This window comes from Limnoglobus sp., assembly GCF_059499385.1.
In genome coordinates this window covers 1-17,421 of record NZ_JCABYM010000103.1, presented here as the reverse complement: position 1 = coordinate 17,421, position 17,421 = coordinate 1, and the positions used below count along the sequence as shown (strand labels likewise).

General features: G+C 68.8%; 10 protein-coding genes. 4 read left to right on the top strand and 6 right to left on the bottom strand.

Features of this window, described 5'->3' with window-relative positions; translation table 11 throughout:
* Positions 1-12 precede the first annotated feature (12 nt).
* The 3 genes from hpnE to AC5JJ2_RS17930 form a co-directional block, all read right to left on the bottom strand.
* Positions 13-1,338, bottom strand: a complete 1,326-nt coding sequence (gene hpnE / locus AC5JJ2_RS17940; RefSeq protein ID WP_495859395.1) for a hydroxysqualene dehydroxylase HpnE — start codon at positions 1,336-1,338, stop codon at positions 13-15.
* Between the two features lie 99 nt (positions 1,339-1,437).
* A complete protein-coding gene (locus tag AC5JJ2_RS17935; RefSeq protein ID WP_495859394.1) occupies positions 1,438-2,655 on the bottom strand; it encodes a threonine synthase in 1,218 nt (405 codons plus the stop codon).
* A 92-nt stretch (positions 2,656-2,747) separates the two neighbouring features.
* Positions 2,748-7,073: a secretin GspD/PilQ domain-containing protein gene (locus tag AC5JJ2_RS17930; protein WP_495859393.1), complete on the bottom strand. Its 4,326-nt coding sequence runs from the start codon at positions 7,071-7,073 to the stop codon at positions 2,748-2,750.
* A 351-nt stretch (positions 7,074-7,424) separates the two neighbouring features.
* On the opposite strand from AC5JJ2_RS17930, the gene AC5JJ2_RS17925 reads away from it, so the two are divergent.
* Positions 7,425-8,405, top strand: coding sequence for a hypothetical protein (locus tag AC5JJ2_RS17925; protein ID WP_495859392.1), 981 nt, complete (start codon positions 7,425-7,427; stop codon positions 8,403-8,405).
* 119 nt (positions 8,406-8,524) lie between these two features.
* Here the strand turns inward: AC5JJ2_RS17925 and AC5JJ2_RS17920 are convergent, their stop codons facing one another.
* Positions 8,525-9,490 (bottom strand): thiamine-phosphate kinase, encoded by a 966-nt coding sequence (locus tag AC5JJ2_RS17920; protein ID WP_495859391.1) that lies wholly within the window; start codon positions 9,488-9,490, stop codon positions 8,525-8,527.
* 172 nt (positions 9,491-9,662) lie between these two features.
* On the opposite strand from AC5JJ2_RS17920, the gene AC5JJ2_RS17915 reads away from it, so the two are divergent.
* The 3 genes from AC5JJ2_RS17915 to AC5JJ2_RS17905 all read left to right on the top strand — a co-directional run bounded on the left by AC5JJ2_RS17915 (position 9,663) and on the right by AC5JJ2_RS17905 (position 14,275).
* Positions 9,663-11,510, top strand: a complete 1,848-nt coding sequence (locus AC5JJ2_RS17915; protein ID WP_495859390.1) for a WD40 repeat domain-containing protein — start codon at positions 9,663-9,665, stop codon at positions 11,508-11,510.
* A 322-nt stretch (positions 11,511-11,832) separates the two neighbouring features.
* Positions 11,833-14,043 (top strand): DUF1549 and DUF1553 domain-containing protein, encoded by a 2,211-nt coding sequence (locus tag AC5JJ2_RS17910; RefSeq protein ID WP_495859389.1) that lies wholly within the window; start codon positions 11,833-11,835, stop codon positions 14,041-14,043.
* 10 nt (positions 14,044-14,053) lie between these two features.
* The gene (locus AC5JJ2_RS17905) at positions 14,054-14,275 is read left to right on the top strand and encodes a hypothetical protein (RefSeq protein ID WP_495859388.1); all 222 of its coding nucleotides are present in this window, start codon (positions 14,054-14,056) and stop codon (positions 14,273-14,275) included.
* Between the two features lie 6 nt (positions 14,276-14,281).
* On the opposite strand, the gene AC5JJ2_RS17900 is transcribed toward AC5JJ2_RS17905, so the two are convergent.
* Complete coding sequence (locus AC5JJ2_RS17900; protein ID WP_495859387.1) at positions 14,282-14,941, bottom strand: 5-oxoprolinase subunit B family protein; 660 nt, start codon at positions 14,939-14,941, stop codon at positions 14,282-14,284.
* A gap of 99 nt (positions 14,942-15,040) precedes the next feature.
* Positions 15,041-17,266 carry a BatA domain-containing protein gene (locus AC5JJ2_RS17895; RefSeq protein ID WP_495859386.1) on the bottom strand — a complete coding sequence of 742 codons (2,226 nt, stop codon included), beginning with the start codon at positions 17,264-17,266 and terminating at the stop codon, positions 15,041-15,043.
* Positions 17,267-17,421 lie beyond the last annotated feature (155 nt).

Genomic DNA, 17,421 nt, shown 5'->3' with positions numbered 1-17,421 from the left:
GGGAGGTGTCCTTTAAGCGAGGTCGGGTTGGACGAGCCGTTCCGGGCGGCCGCGGGCGGCGAGGATCGCCTCGGCGGCGAGGTAGCCGCTGCGGACGGCCCCTTCCATTGTCGCCGGCCAGCCGGTTTGCGTCCAATCGCCGGCGAGGAACAGGTGTGGCACCGGCGTCGCCTGCGGCGGCCGCACGGCGTCGATGCCGGGCGTGGCGCTAAACGTGGCCGTGTGTTCCGTGACGACCTTCGCACGGAGCAGCTGCGCCGAATGCGGAAAGAGGCGGCCGAGTTCCGCGACGACTTCGTCTTGAACCTTATCGCGGCCGAGTTGCTTCAGATCTCGCGACGCGCTGACGACGACTTGGACGTACCCGCCGCCGCGGTTGAACACCCACTGGCCGAGGCAATCGACCAGCACGACGTGCGGCAGCGGCGTGATGTCGCGGTCGAACCAGAGGTGGACGCTCGTGATCGGTGACGGGGCGAGGGATTTGATACGGGCAAAGAACGGTTGTGCCGCGATGTCGTTTGGCAGCAGGTCGAGGGCGCGGTCGAACGGGACGGCGAGCAAAACGTCATCGGCGGTCAGCGCCGTGCCGTCGCGGAGGTCGGCGGTTAGCGTCGCGGCCGGCGGCCGCGACGCTAACCGTTTTACGCCGCAATTCTCGCGCACGGTGACGCCGTGCGATGTCAGCCAGGCCCGCAACTCGTCGCCGTAGAGCCGGCCCAACGGGACGCGCGGCACGTGCACCGTGAACCCGTCGCGGTGGGCCATGAACCCGTCCACGAACACCTTCCGCGCGTACTTCAGCCCGACGCGGGCGACGGTCTCGTTCAGCGCGCTCGTCAGCACCACGCCCCAGAAGCGGTCGATCGTGCGGGCCGTCTGCCGGTGGGCGAGCAACCAGTCGAGGGCCGGCGGGTCGGCGTCCGGTGACGCCCGCCACAGTTGCAACAGGCCCCAGCCGATGCGGACCTTCTCGGCCGCGGTCAGGTAGTGCGCCGCGGCCAGCGCCCGGCCGAGGTGGAACGGCGCGGGCCACGGGTCGGCCCGGAACCGGCTCACCCGGCGGTCCGGCGTCTGGAACCAGAGCGTCCGCTGCGGCTCGAGGAAGCGTTCGACGCCGACGGTCCGGCAGAAGTGGGCGAAGTTCGTGCAGCAGCCCATGCTGACGTGTTGGCAGGCGTCGATGAGCTGCCCGGTGGCGGGGTCGGCGAACGACGACGCCCGGCCGCCGAGCCGCGGCCGCGATTCGAGGATCGTGACGCGGACCCGGCGCGGGGCGAGGGCGGTGGCGGCCGCGAGGCCGGCGAGGCCGCCGCCGACGATGAGGACGGAGGACATAGTAGTAGGCACACTCCGTGTGCCGTCGGCTGCGAGTCGCTGGGAGTTCATGCAGGTCGTGGAGAGAGGAAGGAGACGGCACACGGAGTGTGCCTACTACTATGTCAGCCTATCCCACGCGATCTTCTCCTTCTCAACCATCGGAAGCTCGACCGGCAGCGCCTCCAGGTACTTCGGCGCGGCCCCGGTGTTGAATACCACCACCGTCTCGCCCGGCGTCACGTCGCCGGCCGCCAGCAACTTCTCCAGCACGTCGAAGCACACGGCCGTCTCCGGGCAGACGGCAATCCCCTCGGCCGCGCTCGCGCGGCGCATCCACGGGGCGATGCTCGCTTCCGAACCGGCGACCGCCTTGCCGCCGCTGGCGCGGATCGCGTCGAGCATCAGGAAGTCGCCGACCGCGGCCGGGACCCGCAGCCCGCTCGCCGCCGTCGCCGCGTTCGGGAACAGCTCCGCGAACCGCTCGCCCTTGTCGAACGCCCGCACGATCGGGGCGCACCCCTCGGCCTGGCACGAGATCAGCCGCGGCAGCTTCGCCGACTTCAGCCAGCCGAGTTCGAGTAGCTCGTGGAACGCCTTCCCCATGCCGATCAACCCCGTGCCGCCGCCGGTTGGGTAGAGGATCACGTCCGGCAGCTGCCAGCCCATTTGCTCGGCCAACTCCAGGCCCATCGTCTTCTTGCCTTCGAGGCGGTACGGCTCCTTCAGCGTGGACAGGTCGAACCAGCCCATCGCGTCGGTGCCGTCCTTGACGATCTTGCCGCAGTCGTTGATGAGGCCGTTGACGCGGAACGCCTTCGCCCCGTACAGGTGCGGCTCGAACTGGTTCACGACCGGCGTGTCCTGCGGCATGAACACGTAGCACTCGATCCCGGCCCGCGCGGCGTAAGCGGCCGCCGCGCCGCCGGCGTTCCCGGCCGTCGGCAGCGCCACCCGCGTCACCCCGAGCCACTTCGCCATGCTGATCGCGGCCGTCATGCCGCGGCTCTTGAAGCTGCCGGTCGGCAGTTGCGACTCGTCCTTCACGAACAGGTTCGGCAGGCCGAGCTGTGCCCCGAGCCGCGGGCACGGCAGCAGCGGCGTCATCCCCTCGCCGAGGGTAACGGGTTCCACGTCGAGCGGCAGCGGAAGCAGCTCGCGGTACCGCCACAGCGTCGGCGGCCGCTTCGCGAGGTCGTCCGGGGTGATCGTCTTGCGGACGGCTTCGAGGTTGTACCGGACGACGATCGGCCGCCCGGCGTGGAGGTTGTAGGGCCGGCCGAAGTCGAGGCGCGTGCCGTCGACGGCCCCTTCTAAATGCGAAACGAAGTGCGACATGCGGGACGTTATAGCTCTCGGCCGGGGCGTCGCCCGAACGAAAAAGGGCCGACCCCAACCGGGGCCGGCCCTCGCGCTTCACGTTCGCGGCGTCACTGGTTGGTGATGCCGCCCTCGGACGTTTGCCGCAGCTCTTCCTCGCTGTTGATGATGATCCGCGGCGTCACCATCAGCATGACGTGCCGGGTTTCCGTCCCGATCCCGATGTTCTTGAACAGCCGGTTCAGGTACGGCACTTGGGCCAGCACCGGCGGGCCGAACTCGTTGCGGCCCTGGGCCAGCGTCTTCAACCCGCCGAGCAGCACCGTGCCGCCGTCCGGGACCGCCACCGTCGTCTGGGCCGAAATTTCCGTGAACGACGGCTGCTGGTAGAACTGCGTGAACGGGATCGGCTGACCTTGCGAGCCGCCCTCGAACACCGGCGTCACGAACGTCGTGATCGGGAACAGCGGGACGTTCGCACTCGCCAGGGCCGTCAGCGTCGGCGTCAGGTTGAGCCGCACGAACCGCCGGTCGGACGAGATCACCGCCTGCACCGTCACGCTCACCCCGCCCTGCGTGCTGCCGCCCGTGCCGTTCGGGTTGAACCCCTGGCCGATCGGGACGGCCGTGTTCTGCGGCAGGTAGACGAACTGCCCGCCCACGTTCAGCACCTGCAAGCCCGTGGTGAAGAACGCCAGGTCGCCGACGAACACGGTCGAGGTTTGCCCGTTGAACAGCGTGATCTTCGGGGCCTGCATGATGTTCACCCGGCGGTTCCCCTGCGCCGCTTCCAGGAACATGTAGACCTGGATGTCGTTGAGGAACGCGAGGCCGAGCGACAGGCCGCCGTTGGTCGTCGGGCCGAGGGCCGGTTGGTAGCCCCCGAACGGCGGCAGGCTGAGGCCGAAGCTCGACGGCCGGATCGGGATGTCCAGGTCCGACGTGAAGCTCGTCGCCGGCGAGTACCCGACCGTCCCGCGGCTGTTGATGTCGTTCAGGAACGGCTGCGGCCGGAACTGGCTGGTCGCGAACTCCCGCTCCAGCGTCGTGTTGTTCGTCTTGATGTTCATCGAGAAGTCCACGCCGACCCGCTCGAAGAACGCTTCCGACAGGCTCACCACGCGGATTTCGACCGACACGGACAGGTCTTGCAGCCGCCGCAACGAGTCGAGGAGCTGCTGCACCTCGCCGATCACGTCCGCCGTCTGGTTGACGACGAGCGCGCCGCCGATGTCGTAGTAGCTGAGGTTGCCGTTGCCGCCGAGTTCGCTCCACGAGTACGGCCGGACCATGCCCGTGACGAGCTTCATCAGCTGCTGGCTGTACGCCCCCCGCTGCGGGGACATGGCCAGTTGGCCGCGGTTCTCGTTCGTGTTCTGGAGCGTCCCGGTGACGTTCGGCACGCCGCCCGGCAGCCCGCCGCCGCTCACGAGCGTCCCTTCCTTCATCCCGCTCTGCGGGATGAACGGCGTGGCCCCGCGGTTGCCCGGCAGCTCCGGCAGGTTCCGCTGGTTGGCCAGCGCCCCGGCCAGCGTGTGGTGCGGCGACAGCCCGTACTCCGGGATCGGCGTCACCAGGTCCATGACGTGGAAGACCTTCGTGACGAGCCGGCCCTTCGACCGCTTCGCCGTCGTCACCTTGACGACGTTGTTCTCGACGACGTAGGCGAGCCGGGCCTTCTCCAGAAGGATCGTCATCGCGTCCTTCATGGAGATGTTCTTCAGGTCCTCGTTCACCGTGACGGAGTCGAGGGAAATCTTCTCGTCGTCCAGGGCCACGTCGTCGGTGACGATGTTCAGCCCGGACTGCGTGCGGAGCGCGCCGATGGCCTCCCGCAGCGACGTGTTGTCGAACTTCATCGACACGCTGCCGGACAGCGTCCCCTCGATCTTCCGCTCCGTCTCGGACATCTTCCGCTGGAACGGGTCCTCACCGCGACCGGCGGCGATCCGCGACCGAACCGGGTCGATGACGAGGTCGCGGCCGCCCATGTTCGGCCCGAGTTCCGTCGCGTCGTTCAGCCCGTGTAGGGTGAACCGCTCGTTCTCGTCCGTGATTTTCTGGAAGTCGTTCGTCCGCCGCGCGATCTTCGTCTGCTCGGCGATGAACGTCGTCGTCGGGTTGTCCGGGTCGAGCAGCTTCAGTTGCGCCGCGAGCTTCTCGGCCTCGACGAACTTCTTGGCCTTCATCAGGTCGTTGACTTCGGCGACCTTCTTCTTGATCTCCTCCTGCTTCATCTGCTCGGCGAGGTTGCCGGCGAGCCGGTCCTTGCGGAAGGCGTCCTTGTCCTGCGCCTCCTTCTTGACGTAGTCGGCGTGGTGCTTGAGCTTCATGTACCCGTCGAGCCGCGTCTCGATCGGGCGGAGCAAGTTGGCCTGCCGGGCCGCCGATTGCGACGAGCCGCGGACCTTCGCGCCGTACTCCTCGAGAATCTTCATCGCCGTGTCGGTCTCGCCGCGGCCCCAGGCGTCGCCGGCGGACTTCATCGCGTCGAGGCCGTCCTGCCGCAGCTTCTGGAACGCGACCTCGGCCATCGCCTTCTGCTCGTCGGCGACGGTGTTCGCCTTCTCGATCCCCTTCTCGTTGATCTTGCTCAGGCCGGGCGTCGGGCTGACCGTCGGCTCCTCGACCTTGAGCGCCCCGACGCGGGCCGTGCCGGGGGCGTCCTGGCCGGCGGCCAGTTGCACCTTCGGATCGACCGTCGCCGGCATCTTCACGTCGGTCTTGGCGAGGCACTCCTTCATGCACGCCTCGGCCGTGGCCTTCTGCTCGTCGGTGAGCAGGGCCGGGTCGATCTTCCCGAACACCTCCAGGGCCGTGTCGTACTGCTTGTTCTTGAACGTGGCGACGGCGTTCGTGAACGCCTGCTGCGCCATCTTCTTGTTCGCGGCGGCGGCTTCCACGTCGATCTGCCGGAGCAGGGCCTGCGCGTCGGCCTTCGCCTTCGGGTCGCTGTTGTGCGCCTGGATGGCGATCTTGCGGGCCATGTCCAGGTCGCCGCGGGCGAGTTCCTTCGCCGCTTGGTCCAACAGTTGGGTGCTACCGGCCCCGGCCTTCGCGACGCCCATCTCCGGCATCACGATGTCGGCCGTGCCGAGCGGCTTCGTCGGCGTCGTGGCCGACGGCAGCGCCACCGGCATCGCCGGCTTCGGCGACGCGACACGGGCCAGCTTTTCGTCGATCGGCTTCGTGTACAGGCCCAGGCCGTTCGACAGGTCGCGGGCGACCTTCAGCGCGGCCTCGGCCTTCTCGTTCGCCTTCGCCTTCACTTGCGTGTCGGCTTCCTTCATCAGCGTGTCGATCATCTCCTTGCCGGTCGATTGGACCGACGCGGCGAGCTTCGCCGGCGAGTCTTCACCCGTGCCGAACGCGGCGGCGGAGACGTTCATCGCCTCGGCCTTCTTGCGGGCCATTTCCGCCTTCGCCCGCGCCTCGACGACCATGCCCTCGTCGAGCAACTTCCGCCCCTCGGCGACGAGCTTCGCGACCTCGGCCTTCGCCGGGTCGGTCAGGGACGCGGTGTCGATCGTCGGCGCGGGGACCTTCAGGTCCGCGGCGGCGACGGTTTCCTTGATGTTGGCCTTCACCTGGTTGGCGACCTGCCGGACGCCGCCCGCAAGCGTGCCGGGTTCGCCGGTCGGCGCGGCTTTCGCCGTCGTCGTGCCGGACTTCTTGCGGAGCTGGGCCTTCGCCGCCTCGACCTGCGAGATGAGCGAATCCGGCTTGTCGCCGAAGTCCCAGAAGCTGTAGTCGCCGTGCAGGTTCTTCGCCTGGTAGGCCATGTTCATGGCCTGGTCGAGGTTCTGCATCCGCTCGCCGTCCGTCTTCGCCGGCTGCGCGTAGAGGGCCTTCGCCTTCTTGAATAGCTCCTCGGACTGGGTGCGGTCGGCCTTCTTGCGGGCGTCCTGCACGTCCTTGGTCAGCGCCGCCGGCGTGTCCTCGAACAGCCCCCACCGGTAGCTCTTCGCGGTCGCGGCTTGGTTGGCCTGGGAGGCGAAGTCCTGGGCCTGGTCGATCTTCCCGGCGGACAGCGCCTGGCGGCCGAGTTTCATCAGCTCCTTCGGGTCGCCGGTGGACGCCTTGGCGGTGGCGGCGGCCGGCGACTTCGTCGCGGCGAGTTTCGCCTTCGCGACCTCGGCGAGGATCATCTCCGGCCGCGTCTCGGAGTACGCGAGGCTGACGCGGAGGTCCTGGGCCTGCTTGGCGAGCTTCTCGGCCGTGGCCAGGTCGCCCTTCTTCATCGCGGCCTGGGCCTGCGACACGAGCGTCCGGGCCTTCTCCGTGTTACTGGTCGCGCTGGCGGAGTTGCCGCCGAGCTTCGGGAGGGGCATGTCTTGCGCCCGCGTCACGGCCGCGGGCGCGGTCGCGAGGACCGGCACGAGCAGCAGGCGGGCGGCCATGCCCTTCCAACCCCATTTTTTCGTCTGGAATGCCATGGTCCTCTTCCCCTCCATTGGAAGACCGAGTGCGACTGCCCGGCACACCCGAACAACTGGCTGACTCCCCGCCCGTCCGGTCCCCCGACCGGCCGGTTCCCGCCCGCGTGTTCCGTGCGCGTGCGGAAAGAGTGTGTGTAGGCACGGGGGCGAATACCCACGGGCCGAAAGCGGGTCAAGCAGTTTTCCCGCGGGCGTGAACGATTTCCGAGATTTTTCGCCGCCGCGCGGCCGCCCGCCGCGCGGTGAGCTACGATTGGGGAAAACTGCGCGACTTCGGTAACGGCGACGGTTAACCACCACCCCGCATACTCGTCTCTATCCCCAGACACCCCAACGAGACCCGACGACATGAACCGCTTCCTCTTCGGCATGCTCCTCCCGCTCGTCGCGGCTACCGCCGCGGCCCAAACGTCGCCCTCGAAGCCGAAGCACGCCTACGGCCACGACGTGAAGGTCCGGCCGGTCGGCGAGTCGAACTTCAAGGCGGACACGCCGAAGGTCGGCATCGAGGTCTTCCACGACACCGCCGGGAACGCGCTCCTGGCCGTCGCGGAGACCGGGAACCTCGCGGCCGTGCCGTTCGCGGCGCTCGGCGAGAAGAAGACGGCGGACTGGGCGTTCGCCCACGAGCTGCGGGTCCGCAAGAGCGACGAGGCGTCGTTCACCAAGGACACCAAGAAGTACAGCATCGAGGTCTACAAGGACGGCGGCAGCGGGAACCTGCTGTACGTCACCGACCAGAAGACGATCGCGTTCGGGCCGACGCCGAAGGACCTGAAGACGGAGGCCGAGCCGGTCTTCCACCACGGGCTGACGCTAAAGGTCCGGGGGCTGGCCGACGACGACTTCTCGAAGGCGAAGAAGTTCGGCGTGGACGTGTCGAAGGACGGGAACACGAACGGGCTGATCTACGTGACGGAGGCCGGGTTCGTCGCGACGGCCGCGGCCCCGAGCGCCCCGCCCGGCGACGCCGTGAAGGGGCCGAAGGCGCTGCACGGGATCAAGCTCCAGGCCCGCAAGGCGGACGAGGGGGACTTCACCCCGAAGACGCGAGCCTACGCGGTGGAGGTGTTCAGCGACCCGAACAGCGGGACGCTCCTGTACGTGTGCGAGACCGGGGCGATCGCGACGGCCCCGCCGCCGGCGAAGGTGCAGACGAAGCAGGGCGTGCGGTGGGACCACTCGTTCCTGGTGAAGGTCCGCAAGGCCGGCGAGAAGGACTTCGAGAAGGGGGCGAAGTTCGGCGTCGAGGCGTTCGTGGACCAGAACACCGGGCACACGGTCTACATCTGCGAGACCGGGGCGATCGCCGTCGTGCCGGGAAAGTAACCTAGACTTCCGAAGTCCGGCTTCGACTTCGGAAGTCGATCCCCCGCGGGGGGCGTCCCTCCTCCGTCCTGGGGTGTTGGTCCCGCTCGACTTCCGAAGTCGAAGCCGGACTTCGGAAGTCAGAGTCGATGTTCCCACCCCGTCGGCACGAGCGGCCGGCGGGTTTCTTGTTCCTCGATCCAGTAACCCGTCTCCACGCACTCGCCGACCTTCCACACCGGCACGGGCGATGCGCGCACCAGCTTCTCGCCGTCGGTCGGGGACACCGCGAACGCCAGCTCGAAGTCCTCGCCGTCGCCGAGCGCGTTCGCCAGCGACGCGCCGTCCCGCCGCGGGATCGCCTCCGCGACCAGCACCGCCCCGCAGTGGCTCTCTTCGAGGACGTGGTGCAGGTCCGCGGACAGGCCGTCGCTGATGTCGATCATCGCGTGCAACTCGACGGCGTCGTTCAGCAACAGCGCCTCGCGGACCCGCGGCGTGAAGTCGAGGTGGTGCCCGGCGATGCTGTCGCCGAGCGGGCCGGTGACGAACAGCCAGTCGCCGGGCCTCGCCCCGTTCCGCCGCACCGGGCGGTCGGCCTCGCCGAACGCGGTGACGGAGATGACGAGCGGCCCGGCCCAACTGTTCGTGTCGCCGCCGACGATGGGAACGCCGAAGGCGTCGGCCATCTCGCGGAGGCCGAGATAGAGTTCTTCGGCCATAGTAGTAGGCACACTCCGTGTGCCGTCTGGCGGATTCGAGTCTTCGAGAATCCGCGAGGGCGGTTGCAGGCGGGAAGGAGACGGCACACGGAGTGTGCCTACTACTATGGTCGGCAGCGCCACGCTGACGACGGCCGCCAGAGGCCGGGCGGCCATCGCCGCGAGGTCGCTGAGGTTCACGGCCATCGCCTTCCGGCCGACCCGCCGCGGGCCGACCTCCGCCAGGATGAAGTCCGTCCCGTCCATCAGCATGTCGGTCGTCACCAACAGCGGCGAGCGGCCCGGCGAAAGTGCGGCACAGTCGTCGCCGGGACCGATCAGCACACGGTCGGCGGGCGGCGTCCGCTGCCGCAGCCAGTCGATGAACCCGAATTCACTCCCCATGTTGCGCCCCGGCTGAAATGTCATGTTCCACAAAGGAGGGAAACCGCACACTTTTGGCAGGTTCCCTAATTTTCGCATAAGCGGCAGATTTTTCTCACCTGCCACAACCCACTGTACTAAACTCGAAGGCTGACTGGCCGGATCGCCCCCTTTGTGTTGCGAAAGGTCCGCGATGTCTTCCACCCCGACCCCGCCCGTGACGGAATTTGACTTCCCCGCCAAGCCTTCCCCACTCGTCCACCGTGTCTTCGGCGAGCCGCGGTTCCACACCGAAAGTGACATCGCCGCCGTGCGGTTCGCGCCGGACGGGACGCTCTACTCCATCGACGAGTCCGGCATTCTCCAGCACTGGTCGCCGGACGGCCGGATGCTCGCCCGGCACTACCTCAGCGACCTCGAAACACTCTGGTGCTTCAACCCGACGGCCACGGTGTTGGCGAGCGGGAACGACGACCTCTTATTCTGGGACGTGAAGTCCGGGACGCTCTTGAACCGCGTCGGCCGGGCGTCGTGGGTGACGGCCGTGGGGTTCGCCGCAGACGGCGGCCTCGTCGCCAGCGGGCACGACGACGGCAAGGTGCGGTTGTGGGAGACGGCCAAGCATACCCTCGTGGCCGAGATCGCGGCGCACCCGAAGCCGGTGTCGGCGGTCGCGTTCTCGCCGGACGGCACGCACCTGGCCACGGCCGGGGAGGACCGGGCCGTCCGCGTGTGGGACCGCAAGACCGGGGCGAAAGTCGGCGAGTTCCTCAGCCACACCGACCGCATCCCGGCCCTGGCGTGGAGCGGCGACGGGGCGCTCTTGATCTCCGCCGGGTGGGACACGTCCGCCCGCGTCTGGAAGCTCGGCCAGCCGGACCCGCTCATGCTTTTGAACAGCCACTCCGACCAGGTGGTGGCACTGGCCCACGGCCCGGCCGGGACGCTTGCGACGGCCGACTCGGACAACGAAATCCACGTCTGGACGGACGCGGTGACGGCGAAGACCGGCCCGGTCCTCCGCGGGCACGTCGATGAGATTCGGTGCATCGCGTTCAACGCCGACGGCTCCCGGCTGGCGTCGGCCGGGGCGGACCGCGTCGTCCACGTCTGGGACACGAAGACGGGCCAACTGCTCGCCGGGCCGAACCCGAAGGCGAAGCACTTCCTGGCCGTCGTGCCGAGCATCGACGGGAAGCTGAAGCTCGCCAGCACCGGCGCGCCGACGTTCCGGCTGTGGGACGCGGACACTGGGGCGGAACTCCCGCCGACCGGCGACGGCCCCGCGTACAGCGTCGCCGCCAGCGCCGACGGCAAGTACCTCGCGGTCGGCGGCACGGACCACTTCACCCGCCTCTACGACCTGTCGAACCCGGCGGCCGCCCCGAAGAAGCTCGAGGCGACGAAGCCGCCGATCGGCTGCCTGAGCTTCAGCACGGACGGCGGCACGCTCGCGCAGACCAGCCCGGCCGACGGCCTCGTGTGGCTGTGGAACACGCTCACCGGCGAGCCGCGGATCATCCTGATCGACGCGGCCGACAACTGCACGCTGGAAAGCGTCGTCGCCCACCCGGACGGCGAGCGGGTCGTGGTCGGCGGCATCGACTACCTGTCCACGGAAAACCGGACCGGGGCGGTGTGCGTCTGGCACGTCGCGAAGAAGGAGCGCGAACTGGTCTTCGACGTGGGCGTGTACGCGGTGGCCGTCGATCCGCCGGGCCGCTACCTCGCCGGGGCGGGGATGAACGACGCCGTGTACGTGTGGGACACGCAGACGCAGGAGATGGTGTTCGAGCTGGCCGGGCACCAGGAGCGGATCAACTGCGTGGCGTTCAGCCCGGACGGCAGCTACCTGCTCTCCGGCGGGGACGACATGACCGTCCGCGTCTGGGACGTGCTGAGCGGCCGGCTCTTGATGGTCCGCGAGTTCGACTCGGCCGTGCAGTCGCTGGCGTTCAGTCCGGACGGCCGCTGGCTGTTCACCGGCAACGGCAACACGACCTGTTACCAGCTCGACTTCGAGAAGCTGCTGGAAGACTAGAAATCGCAACCGCTGCCGCGGGGTGCAACGGCGAGCGTCACGGCGTGAGCGTGACGTGTCTCCGAATCGCGGCGGCCGGATGCGATTGCTTGTAGAACCCAGAGCGGAAGCGACGGGGTGCGGAGACTGCCCCCACACCCCGTCGCTTCCGCTCTGGGTTCTACCGTTGCGGATGAATGAAGTCGTTTCTGGGTTCGAGGCACGTCACGCTCACGCCGTGACGCTCGCCGTTGCGACGGCTTGCCGACCACCTCGCCACTTGTTCTCACAATTGATCCGGGGTATCGTTAAGGGCGTCCTCGCCTGCCCCCGGATCACGTCCATGCGCTCGATTGCCTGCCTGTTGTTCCTGTCGCTGACGGCCGCCGCCCAGGAGAAGCTGCGGGAGCCGGACATCACCGACGAGGACCGCGCGCACTGGGCGTTCGTCAAGCCGACGCGCCCGGCCACGCACGCCAGCATCGACGCCTTCGTCCGCGAGAAACTCGCCGAGAAGAAGCTCGCTCTGTCGCCCGAGGCCGACAAGCTCGCGCTCATCCGCCGCGTCTCGTTCGACCTCACGGGGCTGCCGCCGACCGTCGCCGAGTTCGACGCCTTCCTGAAAGACAGCTCCAAGAACGCCTACGAGAAGGTGGTGGACCGGCTGATCGCGTCGCCGCACTTCGGCGAGCGGTGGGCCACGCACTGGCTGGACGTGGTCCGGTTCGCCGAGTCGAACGGGTACGAACTCGACGCCGACCGGCCGCACGCCTGGCGGTATCGCGATTACGTCGTCCGCAGCTTCAACGACGACAAGCCGTACAGCGCGTTCATCCGGGAGCAGATCGCCGGGGACGAACTCGCGGCCGGGAAGGACCCGAAGGCCGTCGCCGACCTGTTGATCGCGACCGGGATGCACCGGTGCGGCCCGGCCCACATGGTCGGCGGCAACCTCGACAAGGAGCTGATCCGCCAGGAGTACCTGACGGAGATGGTCAACGGCGTCGGGTCGGCGGTCCTCGGCATCACGCTCGGCTGCGCCCGCTGCCACAACCACAAGACCGACCCGATCTCCGCGGCCGACTACTACCGCGTCCAGGCGTTCTTCGCCGCCGCCCAGTACAAGGACGTGCCGCTCGCCACGAAGGAGGAGAAGGAGGCCCACGACAAGAAGGCGGCCGACGTGGCGAAGCGGGCCGCGCCGATCAAGAAGCAGATCGAGGCTATCGACGCGCCGGTCCGCGCGAAGGTGTCCGCGGCGAAGCGGGCGGGTGTCGAGCAGAAGTACCGCGACGCGCTCGACGTGGAGGAGAAGAAGCGGACGCCGGAGCAGAAGCAGTTGGTGAAGGACATCCAGCCGGTCATCAAGGTGGCGTGGGACGACGTGCTGAACGCGATGCCGGCCGACCAGAAGGCGAAGCGGGACGAACTGCGACAGCAACTCTTCGACATCCAATCCGAGACACCGGACCCGCCGGCCGCGGCGTGGGCCATCGCCGACGACGCGACCCGGCCGCCGACGCACGTGTTGCGGCGCGGCGACTGGTCGAAGAAGGGGGCCGTCGTGCCGATGGGCTTCCCCCGCGTGCTGGCGAGCGAGGCCGACGCGCCGAAGACGCGCACGCAGTTCGCCGACTGGCTCACGTCCGCCGAGCAGCCGCTGACGGCCCGCGTGGTCGTGAACCGGCTGTGGCACCACTACTTCGGCAAGGGGATCGTCCGCAGTGTGAACGACTTCGGCGTCACGGGCGACCGACCGTCGCACCCGGAGCTGCTCGACTGGCTCGCGACCGACCTGATCCAACACGAGTGGAAGCTGAAGCGCGTTCACAAGATGATTGTGATGTCCGACACGTACCGCCAGTCCTCGACGACGAAGCCGAACGCGACCGACCCGGACAACCGGCTGCTCTGGCGGCAGAACCGGAAGCGGCTGGAGGCGGAGGCGATCCGCGACGCGATGCTGACGGCGAGCGGGACGCTGAACCGCGCCGTCGGCGGGCCGTCCGTCCGCGTGCCGCTGGAGCCGGAGGTGTACGACCTGATCTTCACCGAGGGCGAACCGGACGGCCTGTGGAACGTGACCCGCGACGCGGCGCAGCACGCCCGCCGCAGCGTCTACCTGTTCGCGAAGCGGAACGTCCGGCTGCCGATCCTGGAGGCGTTCGACCAGCCGGACACGCTGACCCCCTGCACCGGGCGGAACGTCAGCACGTTCGCGCCGCAGGCCCTCATCCTGATGAACGGCCCGTTCGCGAATGAGCAGAGCCGGGAGCTGGCCGCGAAGCTGATGAGCGAATCGAAGGAACCGGCGGCTTGGCTGACGGGGTTGTACCGCCGGGCCGTCGGCCGCGAGCCGACGGCCGCGGAGCGGACGGCGATGGCGGACTTCCTGAAGGAGCAAACCGCCGACGTGCGGGCGCGGCTGGCGGCGAAGCAGCCGCTGAGCCTGCCGAAGGCGGTCCCCGCCGGGGCGGACCCGGCGACGCTCGCGGCCCTGGCAGACGTGTGCCTGGCGGTGCTGAACTCCAACGAGTTCGTGTACGTGAAGTGAGGCCGCGGCGATGGCCTACCACGAGTCGCACGAGCGCCTGTGCCCCGCGTGCGGGGAGCGGATGTCCGCGACCGCCCCGAAGTGCCTCAACTGCGGCCGGTACGTCGATGACGATAGCGACGGCGAGAACGACGCGCCGGACGGCCGGTCCCGCGAGTTCTTCCTCGTCGTCGGCATGTTCGGCGTCGCGACCGTGCTGGCCGTGGCGATTTACTTCGTGCTGAACCGCTGAACCGGATCACGTCACCAGCCGCTCGCCTTCCAGTTCGCGATACTCCCGCTCGTCGATCCGTCGGAACCGGACCGCGTCGCCGACCCGCAGCGGGAAGTAGACGTCGGCCACGTCCACCAGCACCAGCGGCGTGCGGCCGAGCAGGTTCCACCCGCCGGGCCGGGCCAGCGGGTAGACGCCGGTTTGCTTCGCCGTCAGGCCGACGCTGCCCGGCTCCACCCGCACCCGCGGCGACGGCAGCCGCGGCACGCCGGCCAGCTCCGCCGGCAGGTAGCCGAGGTACGGGAAGCCGGGCACGAACCCGATCGCGTAGACCGTGTACTCGGCGGCCGCGTGCGCCGCGATGACCTGCTCCGGCGACAGGCCGGTGTGGTCCGCGACGCGGGCGAGGTCGAGCTGGAACTCGTAACAGACGGGGATGTCGTGCCGCCGCGGCGGGGCGGCGGGCTGGGCCTTGCGGTTGGGGCTTCGCCGCAGCCACGCGAGAACGTCGGCGGTGCGGGTGGCGGTCGCGTCGAAGAAGACGCCGACGCTGGCGTAGGCGGGGACCACGTCCAGCAGCCACGGCGGGGCGGCGGCCCGGACGGCGGCGGCGAACCGCACGGCCGCCGCCTCGTCCGGCAGGTACGCGAGCACCGCCTCTTCGCCGAGCGGGGTGAGGGTCATAGTAGTAGGCACACTCCGTGTGCCGTCTCCTTCACGTCGCCGGGGCAGTGTGCAGGTCTCCGCGGCGCTCAGCAGACGGCACACGGAGTGTGCCTACTACTATGTCGGCCGCCGATAGAACCGGTTCGCGACCAGCCCCTCGACGCACAACAAGAGCAGTACCGCGATCAGCAGCCACGGGAACAGGTCGATCGGCTGGTTGAACGTCGTCGTCAGCACGTCCCGCAACTTCACGTCCTTCGACAGCGGGATCACCCGCTTCGCCCCGAACAGCCCCTCGATGGCCTCCTCCGGAACCTTCGCCAGGTTCCACTCCTCCGTCGGCACGTTCAGGCTGAACCCGTCCTCCCACTTCGCGGCGTCCAGCGCCACCCGGAACTGCCCGGCCACGGCCGTCCGCGTCGGCGGCAGCCGCACCTCCGTCTGGCCCTCGCCGAGTTCGATCTCCGCGTCCCGGCCGCTCACGCCGCGGCCCTCGAACCGCAGCTTCGTCCCCTTCTTCACGTCCCCCTTCGGCAGCGGCACCGCGACCGGCTGCCCGGTGGCGAAGTTGAAGTTCGCGTCCGTCGGGTCGCCGCAGAGATACCGCAGCAACAGGTTCGGGAAGACGACCTGCCAGGACGTGTCGAAGTCCCAGTAGTTGTTCCACTTGGCCCCGTTGCCCTCCGGCGGCGGTTCCATCGGCGTCGTCAGCAGCATAACCCGGCCGCGCTGCGTGCCGACGGTCCGTTCGAGTACCGCCGGGCGGCGCTGCTTCGGGTCGTCGTGGTCGTCGTAGAACACGACCGGGCTACCCTCCGGCGTCTTCTCGAACGCCCAGTACTGCCACGCCCGCCGCGGGTTCACGGCCACGTCGTACCCGGCCTGTTTCCACTCGCGGAACCGCCTGAGCATCGGGTGGCGGAGGGCGTCGTCGTCCAGCTTCCACGTCACCCCCGGCTTCCGCGGGTCGCCCATCGGCCGGTCGGTGTGGTTCACCTCCGGGTCCGTCTCCTTTAGGAAACCCGGCAGCAGCCGCGCGGCCGCCTCCGTCTTCGTCCGGTACGCGTCCGGCTTCGCCCCGGCCCCCGGCATGATTAGTAACTGCCCACCGGCCTCGACGTAGGGCAAGAGCTTCGGCCACAACGGGGCCGGGTCCAGCACGGACAGCAGGCAGACGGCCTCGTACCCGGTCAGCGACGGCAGTTCCTCCTTCGCGGTCCGCACTTCGACGGCGAATTCGCCCTGCGAGTCGTGTGCGATCCGCCAGAAGTCGGCGTCGGCCGGGTCGTCCGCCAACGTCAGCACCTTCCGCGGCTCGGCCACCTTGAACGTGAAGTACCGCACGTTGTCCGCGTCCAGCGCGTCCGGCGTTTCGAGGCTGATCTCGACCTGATGCAGCCCCGGCTTGAACCGGCGGCCGTCGAACTTGAACGTGGCCGCGGCACTGCCGCCGCCGGGGACTTTCTCGCTCCACCTCTCGACGAGATTCTCGACGGTCGTGACTTTGCACACGACGGTCGGCTGGACGCCCTCGCCGGCCGCGGTGACGGTCGCGGTCAGCACGACCGGCGTGTCCTTCGGCACGACCTGCGGCTTCATCTCGATGGAAGCGATCGCCACGTCCGCCGGGTGGTCGATGCCCACGTCCAGGAACAGGTGCGCGACCGGCGGCTGCGGCACGGCGTCGCGGAGCTTCTTCAAGTCCTCGGTCCGCGATGCGTCCCAACACGCGGCGGCGCGGTCCGAGAACACGGCCACCAGCCGCGGCATCGGCTCCTGCGCTTCCGCCTCCTGGTCCACGGTGCGGAACAGTTGGTACGCGGTCGCCAGGGCCGTCGTCACGGGGACGGCGACGCCCTTCGGGTCCTTCAGGTCTTCGAGCTTCTTGCGGGCGTCGGCGACGGACAGCTCCCACCCGCCGCCGGGTTCCGCCGGGTCGAGGACGGCCACCTTCGACGTGCCGGGTAGGTCGTCGAGCAGTTCCAGGGCGCGGCGCTTCGCCTCGGCCAGCCGGGTGCGGTCGCCGGACGTGTACCCCATGCTCGGGGACGTGTCGAGGATGAAGACGGCCGCGACCGGTTGTTCGCCGCCGAAGTTCAGCCCGCCGAGCGTGCCCGAGAGTGTCGGCTGGTAAAGGGCGAGGCCGAAGAGGCCGACGATGAGCATCCGCATGAGCAGCAACAGGAAGTGCCGCAGCCGCATCTTCCGCTGGTTGATCTTGCGGCGCTTTTCGAGGAACCGCACGGCCGGGAACAGGAGCCGTTTGGGTTCCTGCTTCATGATGAGGTGAAGCAGGATCGGCAGCCCGACGAGCGCGGCGGTGGCGATCAGGATCGCGTGCATGGTGGAATTGTAGCCGTGATCCGGGCGAAGGGCAGAACGCGGGAGGGTGGTTGGCGTTGGCAAGAAACGAATTGGGAGGCATTCCCACTACCGTTGCCCGGTTTTGTTCCCTCCCCCCTTGGGGGGGAGGGTTAGGGAGGGGGGTAGACCTTCCT